This window comes from Rossellomorea sp. H136 (assembly GCF_056838065.1).
Genome location: NZ_CM166371.1, coordinates 4,933,435 through 4,951,904, shown reverse-complemented (window position 1 = coordinate 4,951,904; position 18,470 = coordinate 4,933,435). Strand labels below are relative to the sequence as shown.

The 18,470-nt window shown below is 40.4% G+C and carries 19 protein-coding genes; 18 read left to right on the top strand and 1 reads right to left on the bottom strand.

Annotation, left to right across the window (positions count from 1 at the left end; genetic code table 11):
• Positions 1–733 precede the first annotated feature (733 nt).
• The 11 genes from rpmH to ACYH0O_RS24745 all read left to right on the top strand — a co-directional run bounded on the left by rpmH (position 734) and on the right by ACYH0O_RS24745 (position 11,007).
• On the top strand, positions 734–868 hold the full coding sequence (rpmH, locus tag ACYH0O_RS24795) for a 50S ribosomal protein L34 (protein ID WP_034764748.1): 135 nt from the start codon (positions 734–736) through the stop codon (positions 866–868).
• Between the two features lie 160 nt (positions 869–1,028).
• Positions 1,029–1,403, top strand: coding sequence for a ribonuclease P protein component (gene rnpA, locus ACYH0O_RS24790; RefSeq protein WP_149154953.1), 375 nt, complete (start codon positions 1,029–1,031; stop codon positions 1,401–1,403).
• 134 nt (positions 1,404–1,537) lie between these two features.
• Entirely contained in the window at positions 1,538–2,326 is a 789-nt protein-coding gene (spoIIIJ, locus tag ACYH0O_RS24785) for a YidC family membrane integrase SpoIIIJ (RefSeq protein ID WP_149154952.1), read from the top strand.
• Positions 2,323–2,940: an RNA-binding cell elongation regulator Jag/EloR gene (gene jag / locus ACYH0O_RS24780; protein ID WP_482630723.1), complete on the top strand. Its 618-nt coding sequence runs from the start codon at positions 2,323–2,325 to the stop codon at positions 2,938–2,940. The genes spoIIIJ and jag overlap by 4 nt, the downstream gene beginning before the upstream one ends.
• Positions 2,941–3,264: 324 nt before the next feature.
• Positions 3,265–4,650 carry a tRNA uridine-5-carboxymethylaminomethyl(34) synthesis GTPase MnmE gene (gene mnmE / locus ACYH0O_RS24775; RefSeq protein ID WP_482630722.1) on the top strand — a complete coding sequence of 462 codons (1,386 nt, stop codon included), beginning with the start codon at positions 3,265–3,267 and terminating at the stop codon, positions 4,648–4,650.
• A gap of 57 nt (positions 4,651–4,707) precedes the next feature.
• Positions 4,708–6,600: a tRNA uridine-5-carboxymethylaminomethyl(34) synthesis enzyme MnmG gene (mnmG, locus tag ACYH0O_RS24770; protein WP_482630721.1), complete on the top strand. Its 1,893-nt coding sequence runs from the start codon at positions 4,708–4,710 to the stop codon at positions 6,598–6,600.
• A gap of 20 nt (positions 6,601–6,620) precedes the next feature.
• Positions 6,621–7,337 (top strand): 16S rRNA (guanine(527)-N(7))-methyltransferase RsmG, encoded by a 717-nt coding sequence (gene rsmG / locus ACYH0O_RS24765; RefSeq protein ID WP_482630720.1) that lies wholly within the window; start codon positions 6,621–6,623, stop codon positions 7,335–7,337.
• Between the two features lie 118 nt (positions 7,338–7,455).
• Positions 7,456–8,319 (top strand): nucleoid occlusion protein, encoded by an 864-nt coding sequence (gene noc / locus ACYH0O_RS24760; RefSeq protein ID WP_149154947.1) that lies wholly within the window; start codon positions 7,456–7,458, stop codon positions 8,317–8,319.
• 232 nt (positions 8,320–8,551) lie between these two features.
• Positions 8,552–9,313: a ParA family protein gene (locus ACYH0O_RS24755; RefSeq protein WP_148970551.1), complete on the top strand. Its 762-nt coding sequence runs from the start codon at positions 8,552–8,554 to the stop codon at positions 9,311–9,313.
• Positions 9,306–10,145, top strand: a complete 840-nt coding sequence (locus ACYH0O_RS24750) for a ParB/RepB/Spo0J family partition protein (protein ID WP_482630719.1) — start codon at positions 9,306–9,308, stop codon at positions 10,143–10,145. The genes ACYH0O_RS24755 and ACYH0O_RS24750 overlap by 8 nt, the downstream gene beginning before the upstream one ends.
• A gap of 148 nt (positions 10,146–10,293) precedes the next feature.
• Positions 10,294–11,007, top strand: coding sequence for a DUF554 domain-containing protein (locus ACYH0O_RS24745; RefSeq protein WP_482630718.1), 714 nt, complete (start codon positions 10,294–10,296; stop codon positions 11,005–11,007).
• A 47-nt stretch (positions 11,008–11,054) separates the two neighbouring features.
• Here the strand turns inward: ACYH0O_RS24745 and yyaC are convergent, their stop codons facing one another.
• Positions 11,055–11,675, bottom strand: a complete 621-nt coding sequence (gene yyaC / locus ACYH0O_RS24740) for a spore protease YyaC (RefSeq protein WP_482630717.1) — start codon at positions 11,673–11,675, stop codon at positions 11,055–11,057.
• Between the two features lie 261 nt (positions 11,676–11,936).
• On the opposite strand from yyaC, the gene ACYH0O_RS24735 reads away from it, so the two are divergent.
• The 7 genes from ACYH0O_RS24735 (at position 11,937) to ACYH0O_RS24705 (ending at position 18,316) form a co-directional block, all read left to right on the top strand.
• Positions 11,937–12,866: a mechanosensitive ion channel family protein gene (locus ACYH0O_RS24735; protein ID WP_482630716.1), complete on the top strand. Its 930-nt coding sequence runs from the start codon at positions 11,937–11,939 to the stop codon at positions 12,864–12,866.
• 24 nt (positions 12,867–12,890) lie between these two features.
• On the top strand, positions 12,891–13,091 hold the full coding sequence (locus tag ACYH0O_RS24730; RefSeq protein WP_034764770.1) for a DUF951 domain-containing protein: 201 nt from the start codon (positions 12,891–12,893) through the stop codon (positions 13,089–13,091).
• Between the two features lie 274 nt (positions 13,092–13,365).
• Entirely contained in the window at positions 13,366–14,466 is a 1,101-nt protein-coding gene (ychF, locus tag ACYH0O_RS24725) for a redox-regulated ATPase YchF (protein WP_482630715.1), read from the top strand.
• A gap of 397 nt (positions 14,467–14,863) precedes the next feature.
• Complete coding sequence (gene rpsF / locus ACYH0O_RS24720) at positions 14,864–15,151, top strand: 30S ribosomal protein S6 (RefSeq protein WP_034764776.1); 288 nt, start codon at positions 14,864–14,866, stop codon at positions 15,149–15,151.
• 80 nt (positions 15,152–15,231) lie between these two features.
• On the top strand, positions 15,232–15,747 hold the full coding sequence (gene ssb, locus ACYH0O_RS24715; protein ID WP_034764778.1) for a single-stranded DNA-binding protein: 516 nt from the start codon (positions 15,232–15,234) through the stop codon (positions 15,745–15,747).
• Positions 15,748–15,788: 41 nt separating this feature from the next.
• Entirely contained in the window at positions 15,789–16,025 is a 237-nt protein-coding gene (gene rpsR / locus ACYH0O_RS24710; protein ID WP_034764780.1) for a 30S ribosomal protein S18, read from the top strand.
• Between the two features lie 230 nt (positions 16,026–16,255).
• Positions 16,256–18,316: a methyl-accepting chemotaxis protein gene (locus ACYH0O_RS24705; RefSeq protein WP_482630714.1), complete on the top strand. Its 2,061-nt coding sequence runs from the start codon at positions 16,256–16,258 to the stop codon at positions 18,314–18,316.
• Positions 18,317–18,470 lie beyond the last annotated feature (154 nt).

Genomic DNA, 18,470 nt, shown 5'->3' with positions numbered 1-18,470 from the left:
TCCTGATCCCTCCTTTTCTCAGTTTGTATAACTTCTGTACAACAATTACATGCTATAAAATCCGTTAACTCTCGCTTTTTTATAAAAATACAAAACAATGAATGTGGAAAATATATATAATAAGGAAAGAAAATGGTTTTTCGACAATATCCACCACTTGTGGACAACGTTTTACAAACCCTCTGAATAAGTTACCCACATGATATCCACATTTTGTGGATAAATCATTTTCGTATACAAAGTTATTAAGAGTGAAAACACAATAATCATATCAAAATATCCTAAGGGGTGCAATGCTTTTTAAATTTTATCCACAACCCCTGGCCCTTGTGGGATTATTTTGTCCACAAGCCATAAACTTGTGAAAAAGTTGTCAGTATGTGTTGTGGATAATTTAAAATGGTGTCGAATCCTATCCACAGGCAGGTTGGATAAGGAAATGAAATAAGATTTGTAGAAGGTTAAAGATCAAGAAGAAATTTAGTTAATTGATAAAAGGCGATGTTAAAAACTGCATGCTCAGTAAGTTGATTGGAACGGAAATCAACCAGTACTTGCTTGTTGGAAAATATCAACTATGATTACTAATGAGTTAATTCAGAAAATCTATTAATGTAAGAACAGAATCAAAAAGAAAAATAATATGAGTGTTGACTTTTCATGGGTACCGTCTTTATAATAGTGAGGAATGTCTTTAACTTTTATAAAGATATCCTTCAGGGAGGTGTCATAGATGAAAAGAACGTTTCAACCAAATAATCGTAAAAGAAAAAAGAACCACGGTTTCCGTGCACGTATGAGCTCTAAAAACGGACGTAATGTTTTAGCTCGTCGTCGTAGCAAAGGAAGAAAAGTATTATCTGCCTAGACCACTGAACTGACTCAGTGGTCTTTTTTTTCCTTTATCCCAAGTGAAAGACGATTTGGCTCGTTCGTATTTTGTTTTAAGAGAAAAATTACCTTATAATTTCAAATGAATGAGCCAATAATGTCGAGGATACATCAAGACAAAAATGTAGGTGTGGTCAATGCGGAAAGATCAGAGAGTGAAGAAGAATAAAGAGTTCCAGGAGATTTTCAAAAAAGGAACATCCTTTGCAAATCGGCAATTCGTCTTATATCTATTGAAGAAAGAAGAGCCTCAACCATTTCGAATTGGAATCTCCGTAAGTAAGAAAATTGGAAACGCTGTTTGTCGAAACCAAATTAAACGGTATGTCAGACAGGCTTTCTTAGAATTACAAGAAGAAGTAAAAAATCAGTACGATTACTTAATCATCGCCAGAAAACCGGCGGCCGAAATGAATTTCCATGAGGTGAAGGGCAGCCTCACCCATGTTCTGAAAAGAGGAAAAGTGTTGAAAAGATCCTCTAATGGAAAACATGTTAGAAAGAAGTCATAACATTTTACGATATTGACAGGTTTCGTCATCACAAGCCTATGAAAAGATGTTACAATACGAGAGATTGTTCTTTTTAAGTACGGAAGACCTGTTTTACATTAATTTGAAAGATATTAGTAGGGAGGAAATTAAGGGTGAAAAAGAGAATTATAGCCCTGATGGGAATCATTGGGCTAATGGCTATACTATCAGGTTGTACGGAATACAATCAGCCTATAACACCTGAGAGTAGCGGAATATGGAATGAATATATTGTCTATCCTTTATCACAATTAATTACAATGGTAGCTGAGTTCATGAATGGTTCTTATGGATTGGCCATTGTCATTGTTACATTGATTATTCGTTTAGCGATTCTGCCATTAATGATTAAACAAACGAAAAATTCAAAAGCCATGCAGGCTTTGCAACCGGAAATGAAAAAGCTGCGTGAAAAATATAGCTCTAAAGATGCACAAACTCAACAAAAGCTTCAACAAGAGACGATGGCTTTATTCCAAAGTCACGGGGTTAATCCGCTGGCGGGTTGTTTCCCATTGATCGTTCAAATGCCGATTTTAATTGGTTTCTACCATGCGATCGTGAGAACAGAAGAAATTAAAGCTCATAATTTCCTGTGGTTTGATCTTGGTAACCCGGATCCGTACTATATTTTACCTTTAGTAGCAGGTATAACGACGTTTATCCAACAGAAATTAATGATGGCGGGTACAGCGAATCAAAATCCGCAAATGGCGATGATGCTTTACATTATGCCGGTCATGATCATCATTTTTGCGATTAACTTCCCTGCAGCTCTATCCCTTTACTGGGTAGTCGGAAATCTATTTATGATTGTTCAAACGTATTTCATTAAAGGACCTGAAATCAAAGAAGCGCAAACCGCTAAAGCTGGTGGGAATTCGGGAGGAAAGAAAAAGTGAGAGAAGTAGAAGCGACTGGTCAAACGGTGGAAGAAGCCATTGAATCAGCCTTGTCTCAACTGAATATCACCAAAGAAGAAGCAGAGATTGACGTCATTGATCAAGGTAAAAAAGGCTTGTTCGGATTGTTTGGTGGAAGACCTGCTGTCGTTCAAGTCAAAAAAGCGATTGATCCGGTAAATGAAGCAAAAGATTTTCTTCTATCAGTGGCACATGAAATGGGAGTTAATGCTACCATTGAAGTGAAAAGAGATGGAAGAGATGTTGAGTTCAACATTTCCGGTGAAAAAATGGCTCTATTAATAGGAAAAAGAGGACAAACGTTGAATGCCCTTCAACATTTAACTCAACTGATTGCAAATCGGGTTTCCGATCAGTTCATCACCATCCTTTTAGATGCGGAGAACTATCGTGAAAGACGAAAGCAAACATTAACAAACCTGGCTGAACGTTTAGCAGAGAAAGCATTGCGCACACATCGTTCCGTTTCATTAGAACCAATGCCTTCCTATGAACGAAAAGTGATTCACACAGCATTAGTCGATTCGACTAGTGTTGATACACACTCAGAAGGCAGAGAACCCAATCGTTACATTGTAATTGCTCCAAAATAAATAAGAGACGATTCCTTTCGGGGGATCGTTTTTTTTGCTTTCAGGAAGCTGATTGTAGAAGGGAGCTTATTGGGGATTTTGTCTACTGCCGTTTCTGTGGATTCTTATTTTCATCCGGGTTTATTGTTATTCACATGTGGATAAGTTAAAATAATAGAGATGAAGTGTTATCGGTGTGGATAACATTATTTGGTGACGATATAGAGGGTTTCCTTTCTTTAGTATTAAATAGGATTGTGATATTCTAATAATTTGGGGAAACTTTGCTCTTTACTATAATTCATTTATAAATAGATCAACGAAGAAATAAGAGAGGTGAATACAATGGAGTTTGATACAATTGCTGCTATTTCTACTCCGATGGGCGAAGGGGCGATTGCGATCGTGCGTCTAAGCGGTGATCAAGCCTTCGATATCGGTGATAAGGTCTTTAAGGGAATGAAAGGGAACTCTATGAAAGACTTTGCTTCTCATACCATTCATTATGGACATATTATCGATCCGGACACGGAGCAAGTGGTGGAAGAAGTCATGGTTTCTGTGATGAGAGGGCCCAAGACATTCACCCGTGAAGATATTATAGAAATTAACTGTCATGGAGGACTTGTGTCGGTCAATAAAGTATTGCAGCTCGTATTGAAAAATGGAGCCCGCCTTGCAGAGCCGGGAGAATTTACGAAACGGGCATTCTTGAACGGACGAATTGACCTTTCCCAGGCAGAAGCGGTGATGGATCTTATTCGTGCAAAAACCGATCGGGCGATGAATGTAGCCCTTAATCAAATGGAAGGCCGACTTTCCAATTTGATTCGAAAGCTTCGTCAGGAAATTCTTGAAACACTTGCTCATGTAGAAGTGAATATCGATTATCCGGAGTATGATGATGTAGAAGAAATGACGCATAACGTACTGTTGGAGAAATCGAAACATGTCCGGGATGAAATTGACAAGTTGGTGCGAACATCGGAGCAGGGTAAAATTCTAAGAGAAGGTCTTTCTACCGTGATTATCGGACGGCCAAATGTAGGGAAGTCATCTCTATTAAACAGTCTTGTTCATGAAAACAAGGCGATTGTAACCGATATCCCCGGAACAACCCGGGATGTGATTGAGGAATACGTGAATGTACGCGGTGTTCCGTTACGTCTGGTCGATACGGCAGGGATTCGTGAAACAGAAGACATCGTCGAACGAATCGGTGTGGAACGTTCACAACAAGTATTAAAAGAAGCCGATTTAATTTTACTCGTGCTCAACTATGCGGACGAATTGACTCCTGAGGATGAACAGCTATTCGAAGCGGTAAGAGGAATGGACGTTATTGTCATCGTGAACAAAACAGATTTGCCTCAGAAGATCGATATAGATAAAGTAAGAAAACTGGCGGAAAATCATCAGCTGGTCACAACGGCTTTACTTGAAGAACAGGGAATCGATGAGTTGGAAGAAGCCATTTCTTCTTTATTCTTTGCGGGTTCCATTGAAGCGGGGGATATGACATATGTGTCCAATAGCCGCCATATCGCTCTACTCAATCAAGCTTCCCTTGCGATTAATGAAGCCATCAATAGCGTGGAAATGGGAACTCCCATCGATATCGCTCAAATTGACTTAACCAGAACGTGGGAGCTTTTAGGTGAAATCATTGGGGATAGCGTTCATGAAAGTCTGATTGATCAGCTGTTTTCTCAATTCTGCTTAGGGAAATAAATACTATTATAATGTGGACTGTAAATTCAAGGTCCTACAAGGAGGAAAAAATAAACCATGCAATATGACGCAGGGCAATATGATGTCATTGTCATTGGTGCTGGCCATGCCGGAGTAGAAGCAGGACTTGCTTCCGCCCGTATGGGGGCTAAAACGTTAATGGTTACCATTAACTTGGATATGGTCGCCTTTATGCCATGTAATCCATCTGTTGGTGGACCGGCAAAAGGGATCGTTGTAAGAGAGATTGACGCTCTGGGTGGAGAAATGGGGCGTAATATAGATAAAACACATATTCAAATGAGAATGTTGAATACAGGAAAAGGTCCAGCTGTCCGGGCATTACGGGCTCAGGCGGATAAATTCCTTTATCAGCATGAAATGAAACGCACGATTGAAAATGAACCGAACATGACCTTGCTACAAGGAATGGTTGAAGAATTGATTGTGGAAGATGATGAATGTAAAGGTGTCGTAACGATGACGGGTGCTGCCTACCGCGCGAAAACAGTCGTCATTACAACGGGTACATTCCTGCGTGGTGAAATCATATTAGGAGATCTGAAATATTCAAGCGGTCCTAATAATCAACAACCTTCCATCAGACTTTCTGATCATTTACATGAATTAGGCTTTGATACTGTTCGTTTTAAAACAGGGACTCCACCACGTGTGAATAGTTCTACAATCGATTATTCGAAAACAGAAATTCAACCAGGTGATGATGTTCCCCGTGCATTCAGCTATGAAACGACGAAATATATCACCGATCAACTTCCATGTTGGTTAACGTATACGAACGAACACACTCATCAATTGATTGATGACAACTTGCATCGTTCACCAATGTATTCTGGAATGATTAAAGGAACCGGACCGCGTTACTGTCCTTCCATTGAGGATAAAGTCGTACGTTTTCATGATAAGCCGCGTCATCAGATTTTCTTGGAGCCGGAAGGACGAAATACACAAGAAGTCTATGTGCAGGGATTATCAACGAGTTTACCTGAAGACGTACAACAAAAGATTCTTCAAACCATCCCGGGTCTTGAGAAAGTACAGATGATGCGTGCCGGGTATGCCATTGAGTATGATTCCATCGTACCGACTCAATTGTGGCCTACCCTTGAAACGAAAAAAATAAAAAATCTCTATACAGCGGGACAAATCAATGGAACGTCCGGTTATGAAGAAGCAGCTGGACAAGGTCTGATGGCGGGTATAAATGCTGCCTGCCGTGCCCTGGATAAAGAAGAGGTTATCTTAAGCCGTTCTGATGCATATATCGGGGTTTTAATCGATGACCTTGTAACAAAAGGAACGAACGAACCGTATCGCCTATTGACTTCCCGTGCTGAATATCGCCTGTTGCTTCGTCATGACAATGCCGATCTCCGCCTGACTGATATAGGTCATAAAATAGGATTAATCTCCGATGATCGATACGAACGTTTTACAGCGAAAAAAGAAGCAATTTCTTCAGAGAAAAAGCGCCTGGAAGGAATCCGTATTAAGCCGACTGACGAAACACAAGCCGTTATCCGTGAAGCAGGCGGAAGCGAGCTGAAAGACGGTATATTAGCAGCGGATCTTCTGAAGCGCCCTGAAATGAACTATAGTCATATTAAATCACTCGTTCCAAGCGAAATCGAGTTAGATTCCGATGTAGAGGAACAGGTGGAAATCCAAGTGAAATATGAAGGCTATATTGAAAAATCTCTTCAACAGGTCGATAAAATGAAGAAGATGGAAAACAAAAGAATTCCTGAAAACATTGATTACAGTGCGATTAGCGGTTTAGCGTCTGAAGCGAGACAGAAATTAATCGAGGTTCAGCCTCTTTCTCTTGCACAAGCTTCCCGGATTTCCGGAGTGAATCCTGCAGATATCTCTATTTTACTCGTCTATATCGAGCAAGGGAAAATTGCAAAAGTATCAGGTGATCAATAGAGGCGAAGGAAGGTAATTTCATGAATGTAAATGAATTTCAGTCAATGCTTGAGGAGAAGGGTATCTCCCTTTCTCCTCAGCAATTAAATCAGTTTGAGCGCTATTATGAATTGTTGGTTGAATGGAATGAAAAAATGAACCTGACGGCCATCACAGAAAAGGAAGATGTTTATTTAAAGCATTTTTACGATTCAATCAGTGCAGCTTTTTATGTTGATTTCACGCAGGTGACAACTCTTTGTGATGTTGGGGCAGGAGCCGGTTTTCCGAGTATCCCTCTTAAAATATGCTACCCGCACTTACATATCTCGATTGTTGACTCCTTGAACAAGCGGATTACGTTCTTAAACCATTTATCAGATGAGTTAGGACTTGAAAACACGAACTTCTATCATGATCGTGCAGAGACTTTTGGTAAAAACAAGGCTCATCGTGAAAAGTATGATATGGTTACAGCAAGAGCAGTAGCCAGAATGTCTGTATTAAGTGAACTATGTTTACCACTTGTTAAAAAGGGCGGCTTATTTGTAGCGATGAAGGCTTCAAATGTGAAAGAGGAACTATCCAATGCGAAGAAAGCAATTGGCATGCTGGGTGGACAAACAGATAAAATGTATTCCTTCGTATTACCGGAAGAGGAAAGTGAACGAAATATCGTGAAGATCGACAAAGTGAAAGAAACGCCTAATAAATATCCCAGAAAACCTGGGACACCCAATAAATTACCGTTAGAATAATATGAAAAGTACTCCTGCCATGACAGTAACAATGCTTTGAAAATCTCGGCACAGGCAGGAACTTGCCATATTTTAGAGAATATTAATAAAGGGAGTTTCTTAAAGGTGGTGTAGGAAGATGAAGCATCCTTTCTCTCGTTTTTTTGGCCTAGGTGAAAAGGAGCAAGATGTTGAATCTGAAGAATCAAATGTAGTGGAAGAAGATCGAGATGAAGTGAAAAAGATACCCGTCTCACAAATCATCCCTAATCGCTTTCAACCAAGAACAGTGTTCAATGATGAAAAGATAGAAGAGTTATCCAGAACGATTCATACTCATGGTATTATCCAACCGATTGTGGTTAGACAATACGATGATGAGCAGTTTGAAATCATTGCAGGTGAACGTCGATACAGAGCCGTTCAGAAGCTTGGCTGGGACACTGTACCGGCCATTGTAAAGAATCTTAATGATACAGAAACAGCATCTGTTGCATTAATTGAAAACTTACAAAGAGAAGAGCTCTCTCCTATAGAAGAAGCCATTGCGTATGGAAAACTGTTGGAGTTACATGATTTAACTCAAGAAGCCCTTGCTCAACGCTTAGGAAAAGGACAATCGACTGTGGCGAACAAGCTTCGTCTCCTAAAGCTTCCAGAAGAAATTCAATCAGCCTTATTAGATAAACTGATTACAGAACGTCATGCCAGGGCATTGATTCCTCTGAAGAATGCTGAAAAACAAATTCAGCTCCTTCAAGAAATCATTGAAAAAAGCTTGAATGTCAAACAAACCGAAGACCGGGTTGTGAAAATGCAAGAAGGAACGACTCAAAAGCCAAAACCGAAACGAAAAGCATTCAGTAAGGATATGAGAATAGCTGTGAATACGATTCGTCAATCTCTCTCCATGGTATCGGACAGCGGAATCAATCTGGACTCTGAAGAAGAAGAGCATGAGGAATTCTATCAATTCACCATCCGTATTCCTAAAAAAAAATAGATTCGTAGTCTAAAAGTGAGAAACATATCGGATTGGTTTCTCACTTTTTTTGTTGTCGAATCAGAGGGTTTACGATCGATTAATGACGAATGAACAGTTCGTAATTTCCTATTTTTAGAAACACTGTACTTTTTGAAAAATTGACAGACAATTAACGAAGAATTTTGATAGAATAGAAGAATACTGTAAAAAATTTAGTGAATCTTAGGAAGTCAAAAGGTAGGTGACAACCTTGGGCAGAATAGTAGCCGTTACAAATCAAAAAGGTGGAGTGGGAAAGACCACAACATCCGTCAATTTGGGGGCTTGCTTAGCTTATATAGGGAAAAAGGTTTTACTGGTAGACATTGATCCTCAAGGAAACGCCACTAGTGGTGTAGGTGTGGAAAAAGGGGATGTCCAGCAGTGCATCTATGATGTGCTGGTAGATGATGTCGATGTCAGAGAAACCATTAAACAATCAAAAGTCGAGAATTTATCCATTGTACCTGCAACGATTTCATTGGCGGGAGCAGAAATTGAACTTGTTCCAACCATATCCCGTGAAGTACGTTTAAAGAAAGCGTTAGAGAAAGTAAAAGACGAATTTGATTATATTATCATTGATTGCCCACCATCATTAGGATTATTGACAATCAATGCCTTAACAGCCTCAGATGCTGTCGTCATACCGGTTCAATGCGAATATTATGCTCTGGAAGGATTGAGTCAGCTTTTAAGTACCGTTCGTTTAGTTCAGAAGCATCTGAATCATGACCTTATGATCGATGGTGTACTGCTTACGATGCTTGATGCGAGAACCAATCTGGGAATCCAGGTCATTGAAGAGGTTAAAAAATATTTTCAAGATAAAGTGTATCGCACAATTATTCCACGTAACGTTCGTTTAAGTGAAGCGCCCAGTCATGGTGAACCAATTATCATCTATGATGCGAAGTCCAGGGGAGCAGAAGTTTATTTAGAACTAGCAAAGGAAGTGGCGGCGAATGGCTAAAGGTTTAGGAAAGGGCATCAATGCTCTCTTCACCAATATCCAAACAACACAAAATGAAGAGTCTGTGCAAGAAGTGAGCCTGAAAGAAATACGGCCGAATCCATATCAACCAAGAAAGATCTTTGAGCCGCAAGCAATTGAAGAATTAAAAGATTCAATCATAGAACACGGTATCCTGCAACCGATCATTGTGCGTAAAACGATCAAAGGGTATGAAATTGTCGTTGGGGAACGCCGTTATCGTGCAGCTAAAGCGGCTAAATTAGAATCGGCTCCTGTCGTAGTCCGGGAATTGAATGAGCAACAAATGATGGAGCTTGCCGTATTAGAAAACCTTCAACGTGAAGATCTGACACCGATCGAAGAAGGCGCTGCTTATCAAATGCTGATGGATAAGCTAAAGCTCACTCAGGAGGAATTAGCGAAGAGGTTAGGAAAGAGCAGACCTCATATTGCCAATCATATTCGCTTACTATCCCTCCCTGCCCCTATTCAGGAGCTTATTTCAGAAGGTAAGTTAACGATGGGACATGGACGTGCACTTCTTGGGTTGAAAAATAAGAAAAATCTATCAACCGTTGTAAATCGTATCCTTAAAGAATCATTAAACGTTCGCCAATTAGAAAAAATCATTCAAGAACTGAATGAGAATGTTCCACGTGAAACAAAAAATACAGAGCGAAAAGATGTTTTCATTCAGGAACAGGAATCCCTTCTACGCGAGCGCTTCGGGACAACGGTCACGATTAAACAATCAAAGAAAAAAGGAAAAATCGAGCTCGAATTTTTTTCGAAAGAAGATCTCGACCGGATTTTGGAATTATTGCAGTAACCACTTAGGAAAAGGACTGGCTTAAAAGGTAAACCTATACCAATTAAGCCAGTCCTCTTCCATATGGTACATAGAAGGTACACTATTCTTTGGGAAATAATTATCAAAGAACAGGAAAAGAATTTTTCGGACAGATAAGGAGAACGTCATGGTACTATTAGGAACGCTGGTAAATGGAGTATGTATTATCATCGGAACTCTCCTGGGTAAGGTCCTTCATCGCATCCCGGAAGATATGAAGGGAACTGTCATGAAAGCGATTGGTTTAGCTGTCATAGTCCTTGGGCTACAGATGGGATTGAAAAGTGAAAACTTTCTCATTGTCATCATCAGCCTGGCTCTGGGTGCTGCATGGGGAGAGTGGATGAACCTGGAGGACAAGCTTAACTCATTGGGTAACTGGTTGGAAAAGAAGCTGGGCAGTAATAAAGAAACATCCATCTCTCAAGGGTTTGTCACAGCTACCCTTATTTTTGTTATTGGAGCAATGGCAGTAATAGGTGCGTTGGATAGCGGTATCAGGGGCGATCATGATGTTCTGCTGACGAAGTCGATCATTGATGGCTTTACATCGCTGATCCTAACGACGACTTTAGGAATCGGTGTCATGTTTTCGGCGATTCCTGTCGTCCTTTATCAAGGATTCATTGCTTTATTTGCGACTCAAATTCATCAGTGGGTTCCAGAAGAGCTCATGGATGCCTATATTGTAGAGATGACCGCAACGGGAGGAATCATGATTTTTGCGATTGGACTCAATCTCCTCGGTGTAACGAAGATCAGGGTCGCCAATTTACTTCCCGGGATCATCGTAGTGGGATTGGTCGTAGGAATCATACACGCATACCACCTGTATATTTAATAAGTGAAAAGGGAGATAACCCAGAACGTAACTGGATCATCTCCCTTTTATTGCTGTAATTCTTCCCGCCATTTTTCAATACTGACGGCGTTGCGGCGTTCAACTGAATCGCCTGCCAGCACAATGGCTTGAGCAATCGTCTTTGCCATTTTCATCACAAGATTCAAACGTGTATTTTGTAACACAAAGAATTCCATAAATCCACTTACATTCACGATTCCGGTCAAGTGAATCTCTCCAACCTCTGGTAACTCTTTATTTACGCCTGCACCAGGTTTTAATGGCCCCTCACTTAATTGAATGGCGCCGACACTTTTTAATCGACCAAGACAGGCATCTACACCGATAATAAAAGGATTGATATGTTTAGCGGCAATTTGACTCAGCTTCTCTTCCAGGTTTACTGCATGGATCGGATCATCCAGCGTTCCATATACATGAAATGGTTTGATATCTTGTTCCTCTATTAAGGTTCCAACTAATGGGCCTAATGAATCCCCTGTTGAACGGTCTGTGCCAATACATACGAAGACAATGGGTCTTGTACGATAGTAAGTGGGAAGCATCGACGACAATTGAACGGAAAGATCCTGTGCCGCACGCTCTTCCTGATGAAGGACTCTGAAGGGTTCAGGTCTTCGTTCAAATAGTCCTTTTTTTAGATTCATCGCTTCCACTCCTTTGGATATGTTTAAGGGGAATTTTATAGTGAACATACTTTGTCGGACGTGACTACCATAATCATATTTTCTAAGTATTATCAGTATACGGACGATTTCTTTTTTTCATACATAATATGGTTGGATTTTTCATAAAATAAAAATTTTCTAGAAACTATATTAATATGAGGTTATATCTACACAAGGAGAGGGAAAGTTGATAAAATAAGGAATACTTCTTATTGAACGATAAGTGGAGGTTCGGTATATATGTCGAGTACTAAAACAGAAGTTGAAGAAACCGTAGAAAAAATAAAAGATAGTGAAGCAGCTCAAAAACTTATTGATAATGAATTATGGATTGCCTTGGGATCAGGGGCGATAAAAATTGTGGCGATCATGGTCATTACCTATATCGCTCTAAGGCTGGGAAGGTCAGCCATTCGAAATGTGTTCAGGGTCCGGTCCCGTTCACCTCTTAAATTTACGGAGCGTCGGGAAGCCACGTTATCGAAACTATTAGAGAATGTATTAACCTATGTTATTTATTTTATTAGTTTAATGACGATTCTATCGACTCTTGATATTGATGTGAAAGGGCTGATTGCCGGTGCTGGGATTGTCGGTCTGGCGGTAGGTTTCGGTGCACAAAACCTTGTTCGTGATATCATCACCGGTTTCTTTATAATATTCGAGGACCAGTTTTCAGTAGGTGACTATGTTCGAATTGGTTCTGCTGAAGGTACTGTTGAAGAAATCGGCCTTCGTACGACAAAGATCAAAAGCTGGACCGGGGAATTACATATCTTCCCCAATGGTAATATTACGGAAGTAACGAACTTCTCCATTCACAACAGCATTGCGGTTGTAGATGTCAGTATTGCCTATGAAGAAAATATAGAAGAAGCAGAGAAAGTGATGCAGGAGCTTCTCCTTGCTTTACCGCAAAAATATGAAGATCTCGTGAATCCACCTGAACTTTTGGGTGTTCAAACCCTGGGAGCATCAGATGTGGTCATCCGAATCGTGGCTGAAACGGTTCCGATGAGACATTGGTATATGGCAAGAATGATACGTAAAGAGGTTAAACTATGTCTGGATGAGCATGGTATTGAAATTCCATTCCCTCGTATGGTGATGTATTCACGTCAGGATCAGGAAGATATCCAGCCACGTGCAAGAAAAGCAAAGAAAACTTGAAAGCGAATAAGGAGGAAAAATCCAGTGGAGCCCAAGACATTCACTTTAAATGATATTGTAGAAATGAAAAAGCCGCATCCATGTGGTACGAACCGCTGGAAAGTGATCCGTATGGGAATGGATATTCGCATCAAATGTGTAGGCTGCGGCCACAGTGTCATGATTCCCAGAAAAGACTTTGCGAAAAAAATGAAAAAAGTCATCAGTAGCGGCGAAGAAGAATAAGTATTCTTTTTTTACCCATATTTCTTTTGGCCTAATCCATCCTATGTTTAATTTGCCAGGTTTACGAGCATTCAGTCGGTTTCAGTCGATTGGATGCTCTTTTTGTTAAGCCATGCTGAAAGAAAAAAATATTCTCACTTCCCTAAACGATGCCTGAAGCTTCACTTGTCTTTTCCTTCTATTATCTCTATAATTGTGAAAGGTTCGACCGTTTACTTATTTTCGATCTTACATGATTTTTAATAGATAAGAATTTAGATGAGGAGTGACCATAATGGCTTTAACAGCTGGTATTGTTGGATTACCTAACGTAGGGAAGTCCACTTTATTTAATGCAATTACAAAAGCAGGTGCAGAATCTGCCAATTATCCTTTCTGTACAATTGATCCGAACGTAGGAATTGTTGAAGTTCCCGATCACCGTTTAGATAAATTAACAGAGCTTGTAGAACCGAAGAAGACGGTTCCCACTGCCTTTGAATTCACGGATATCGCCGGTATTGTAAAAGGAGCGAGTAAAGGAGAAGGATTAGGGAATAAATTCTTATCTCATATTCGCCAAGTGGATGCAATCTGTCAGGTTGTCCGTTGTTTCGCGGATGATAATATCACACACGTTTCAGGTAAAGTAGATCCGATTGCGGATATTGAAGTCATCAACCTGGAATTGATCTTAGCTGACCTTGAGACAGTGGATAAGCGTCTCACGAGAGTTCAGAAAATGGCCAAGCAAAAAGATAAAGAAGCGGTATTTGAGCATGATATCCTTGTGAAAATCAAAGAAGCCCTTGAAGCAGAGCAGCCGGCTCGTACGGTTGAGTTCTCCGATGAACAAATGAAGCTTGTGAAACAGCTTCATCTTCTGACTTCAAAGCCTGTATTATATGTAGCAAACGTAAGTGAAGATGAAATTTCCGACCCTTCTGACAACGAATATGTTCAGAAAGTACGTGAATTTGCTAAAGAAGACAATGCAGAAGTGATTGTTGTCTGTGCGAAAATCGAATCTGAAATTGCTGAGCTTGATGACGAAGAAAAAGCGATGTTCCTGGAAGAGCTAGGGATTGAAGAGTCCGGTTTAGATCAGCTGATCCGCGCTACCTACTCTTTATTAGGACTGGCTACGTACTTCACAGCCGGCGTTCAAGAGGTCCGCGCCTGGACATTCCGTGAAGGGATGAAAGCTCCACAATGTGCCGGAGTCATCCATACTGACTTCGAAAGAGGCTTCATCCGTGCCGAAACGGTTTCTTATGAAGACCTGGTGGAAGCAGGAACAATGGGTGCAGCCCGTGAAGCAGGAAAAGTCCGTTTAGAAGGTAAAGAATACCTCGTAAAAGACGGAGATATCATTCACTTCCGTTTTAATGTGTAGGTTTTGAGAAAAAATAGGCGAGACTATGCTTTTTCTTTGACTTTTCATCAGAACTGAATTCTCTGAGAGTTGATTGGAGCGGAAGGCACTCGACTCATGCGGGAATAGCGGGAAAGTTGAGACCCCGCAGGGCAAAGCCCGAGGAGGCTCAACTCACGCCCCGCGGAAAGCGAGCACCTGGAGTGGAAATCAACCAGCACTCGCTTCTTAAAGAGCAACAAAGTTTACGAAAAAAGCATTATTGAAAGACTAGAGTCCCGATTCTAGTCTTTTTTTTACGTCATATTGCAATAATAGATAACCTGTGCTATAATTTTATTTCGTGAGTAATGAACGCATTGCTCCTTGTTCTTTCACAAAGAAAGGACCGCATAGACCACGAGGAGGTGACATTCAGATGAGAAAGTACGAAGTTATGTACATTGTCCGCCCAAACATTGACGACGAGTCAAAGAAAGCAGTAGTTGAGCGTTTCGATAACGTTTTAACAACTAACGGCGCGGAAATCATCGAGTCAAAAGATTGGGGTAAACGTCGTTTAGCGTATGAAATCAACGATTTTCGTGATGGTTTCTATCAACTAGTTAAGATGAGCGCTACTTCTGATGCAGTTAACGAATTCGATCGTTTAGCTAAAATCAGCGATGATATTATCCGTCATATCGTTGTTAAAGAAGAAGAATAATCCGTACGTTTTTTTAAGATATACACTTCTATCATCTGTTTCACGTGAAACAGTAAACTAGAAGGAAGGGGTTGATTCTGATGATGAACCGAGTTGTATTAGTAGGGCGTTTAACCAAAGACCCTGAATTAAAATATACTCCAAGTGGAGTAGCTGTTGCTTCGTTTACACTGGCTGTCAATCGTAGTTTTACGAATCAATCAGGAGAACGGGAAGCAGATTTTATTAACTGCGTTGTATGGCGTCGCCCTGCAGAGAATGTAGCAAACTTTCTTAAAAAAGGCAGCTTAGCTGGCGTTGACGGTCGTATTCAAACACGTAATTTCGAAGGACAAGATGGACGCCGGGTGTTTATGACGGAAGTTGTAGCAGAAAGCGTTCAGTTCTTAGAGCCGCGTAGTGCGAATCAAGGCGATCGTGGAGGAAGTCCGGGCTATTCGGGTGGAGGTCAACGTGACCAAGGAAATCCGTATAGTCAGAATCAGAATCAACAACGCAACAACAATAATAACAACAACTATACACGTGTAGATGAGGATCCATTTGCAAATGACGGTCAGCCGATCGACATTTCCGATGATGATCTACCATTCTAAACGAACGATAATGAATCTAAACAAGATAGGAGGCGAAACAAATGGCAGGAGGACGTAGAGGTGGACGTAGACGTCGTAAGGTGTGCTACTTCACAGCAAACGGAATTACACATATCGATTTCAAAGATGTAGATCTTCTTAAGAAATTCGTATCTGAACGTGGAAAAATTCTTCCACGTCGTGTAACTGGAACTAACGCTAAGTACCAACGTAAGTTGACTCGTGCGATCAAACGCGCTCGTACAATGGCATTACTTCCATACGTTACTGGTGAATAATATCATCGACTAAAAAAGCAGCAGAGACTTGTCTCTTCTGCTTTTTTTATGCCGTTTTTTAAACGGTGTGTATGAGATCTCTTCCTCCTATGCAAAGCACCCCTTCGATTATCCTATCTGCCATCACTTTGTTCTTGTAAATTCCCGTGTACCTATAAAGAAATGCTGAAAAATGTCGATGAATAAGTGTATATATAGATAGCTTTTTGGTAGTAAGAGGGGGAATTTATGTGAAAAAGAAAAACACAAGGAAACAGGTGGAACGAAAGAAGGGTTTTCTTCTATCATCTATTAGAATGAAGCTTATTGTAATCATATCCATTTTATTTATGGTATCGTTAGCCGTTATCATTGCGATTACAAGCTTACAAACGAGAATGAAAACAGAAAAAGAGGTTATTGATCAAACTCAAGGGATCGTAGGAGAACTAAATAATTCAGTGCAACTCTTTCTTGGACAATACGAAAAAAGTATTGATCAATATTCAATCTCCAACTCGTTAAAAGATTATGCAAAAGCACAGTTGCAAACAGAATCTGGCGGCAAAAATACAGAGCTGTTTGCCAATATTCAATCGGATTTTGATAATTACTTAAGCCTTTATCAGGAAGCTACTTCTATTTACTTCGCATCACCAAATAAGAAATTAAAAATCGTTCCATCCGTTTCTCTGCCTAGTGACTTTGATCCGACAAGCAGGGATTGGTATAAAAATGCTGAGGAAGTAAGGGCTGGCGTGGTTTGGAGCGAGCCGTACGTAGATACTGCAACGGAAGAATATATCATTACAGCTTCCAGAGCGATAGTTTCAGATAATAAAGTAGTAGGCGTTCTCGGTGTCGATATTAATTTGACAAAACTTACTGACCGAGTCTCAGAAATGGACATTGGGTTTAACGGCTATCCATTCCTGTTCGGACTCGATGGTACAGCCATCGTCCACCCTACTAAGCGGGGGGAAAATCTTTCATCGCTACCTTTCATCAGTAAAATGCTGAATTCTGAGAAGGAATCCGATACAATCCGTTACGAACTGGAAGGTGACGAAAAGGTATTGGTATATAGTACGGTACCAAAGACGAACTGGAAAGTGGGCTCTGCCTATAGTATGAAGGATCTCATTCAGTCATCCAAAGAAATCGAACGGTTACTGATCGTGACAGCACTTATTACCCTGGCTGTCATGTTGGTGTTAGTTGTCTTCATTTCTAATAAAATCACTAAACCAATCAAGCAGCTTCAAAAAACGGTAACCGATGTTTCTACTGGAGATTTATCCATTCAGTCTGAAATTGATTCCAAAGATGAGACAGGATTACTAGCGTCCGATTTAAACAAAATGATCGTGAAAATGAAAGATACGATACAAGTCGTCCAAGAATCGATCTATAATGTCCGGGAATCGGCTGAAGGATTAAGTGCTGTTTCTGAGGAGACAAATGCCTCAAGTGAAGAGATGGCAAAGGCTGTTTCCGAAATTGCGACAGGGGCTTCTCAATCAGCGGCCGACTCTGATCGGGCTCATCATCAAACAGAGCAATTAGGAACAAGAATTAATGGAGTCTATGAAAAGTCGAAAGCTATGTCTGAGATGGCAGGACAAGCAGGTGTCATGAACCAGTCCGGGTTAAACCAGGTAAAAGAATTAGAAAATGCCTACCATTCTTCCAGTGAATACATCTCCTCCATGGAGAAAGTCATCTTTAGTTTGGAAGCAAAGGTGAAGACGATTGAATCGGTCATGGGTACAATAACGGATATTTCTTCTCAAACCAACCTCCTTGCTTTAAATGCGAGCATTGAGGCTGCCAGAGCAGGTGAACACGGCAAGGGATTTGCTGTCGTGGCGGAAGAAGTACGAAAGCTTGCCGATCAGTCAGTGAAGGCAACCGAAGAAGTAAAACGCACCATTATAGAAATTCAACAAGGCTCTCATCAAGCAGTTGATGAAATGGTGAAAACGAAAGAAACCTTTGAGGTCCAAAATGAAGTGATCCAAAAAACCAATCACGTATTTGACCAAACCTCACAGTTAATGAAATCCATGCAGGATGAAATAGAAAGAATGTATGAGGAAGTGGGTCAAATCAATCTTGAAAAAGATGAAGTGGTCAACGTGATTCAGATGATGGCCGCTACAGCGGAACAAACAGCTGCTTCCTGTGAGGAAATGAGTGCCTCTACGGAAGAACAAGTAAGGGCCGTCCAATCGGTTACAGAAGCAGCTGAACGCTTAACAGACTTAAGTCAAGAGCTTCAGTCTTCAATCGAACGTTTTAAAATTTCATAATATTCATTAGAGGGTGGTCCTGATACATTGCTATTCTTTATCTACTGCGTATACTCCTTTTAAAAATGAGTGCATACTAGAGTAGATGAAGAAAAGAAGCATGTTGAAGGGGTACCTTCTTTTTTATGAAAATGAAGTGATTTTAACAATAATA